Raw genomic sequence first — 838 nt, forward strand, 5'->3', positions numbered from 1 at the left:
CGCGAATGCGCGGCTCACCTATTGCAATGGCTGAAGGACAACCGGGAATACGTCGGCAAAGGCCTGCTCAGCCGCGTCGCGCGCGACATCGATTTTGACGACCGCGATGGTCGCGGCCAGTGGATGGGCTTTTTCAACTATCTGGAAATCATGATGCTGCTGGGCGCCGACCGGGTCCGGGTTTACCGCCATGTCGATAGCCAACACCAGATCTACCTGGCGCTGGGACAGCGCTTCAGCCTGGAAGCGCGCTTCCGTCGCATCCGCCTGCGAAACCGCTAAGCGTCTTGCGGTGGGTATCGCTGCGCTCCACCCACCCTACGGCGGATGGTCTTGTAGGGTGGGTGGAGCCGATAGGCGATACCCACCAAACCCTGCCGCCAAGGTCCAAGCATCGATCCCACCGCGTTTCCGCGTGGGTATCGCTGTGCTCCGCCCACCCTACGGCAGGAGGTTTGGTCGGGGGTATTTGTAGGGTGGGTGGAGCCGTAGGCGATACCCACCAAAGCCCGCCGCCAAGATCCAAATCGATCCCATCGCGTTTCCGCGTGGGTACCGCTGCGCTCCTCCCACCCTACGGCAGGAGGTTTGGTCGGAGGTATTTGTAGGGTGGGTGGAGCCGATAGGCGATACCCACCAAAGCCCGCCGCCAAGATCCAAGCATCGATCCCATCGCGTTTCCGCGTGGGTACCGCTGCGCTCCTCCCTCCCTACGGCGGATGGTTTGGTCGGAGGTATTTGTAGGGTGGGTGGAGCCGATAGGCGATACCCACCAAAGCCCGCCGCCAAGGCCCAAGCATCGGTCCCATCGCGTTTTCGCGTGGGTATCGCTGCGCTC

The 838-nt window shown here is 62.6% G+C and carries 1 protein-coding gene; it reads left to right on the top strand.

Annotated features, from left to right (window positions below):
• A partial coding sequence (locus DB032_RS24295) for a hypothetical protein (protein WP_158274415.1) occupies positions 1-282 on the top strand: 282 nt, incomplete at its 5' end.
• Positions 283-838 lie beyond the last annotated feature (556 nt).

Origin of the sequence: Chromobacterium sp. Panama (genome assembly GCF_003052555.1) — a bacterium.
Lineage (GTDB): Bacteria > Pseudomonadota > Gammaproteobacteria > Burkholderiales > Chromobacteriaceae > Chromobacterium.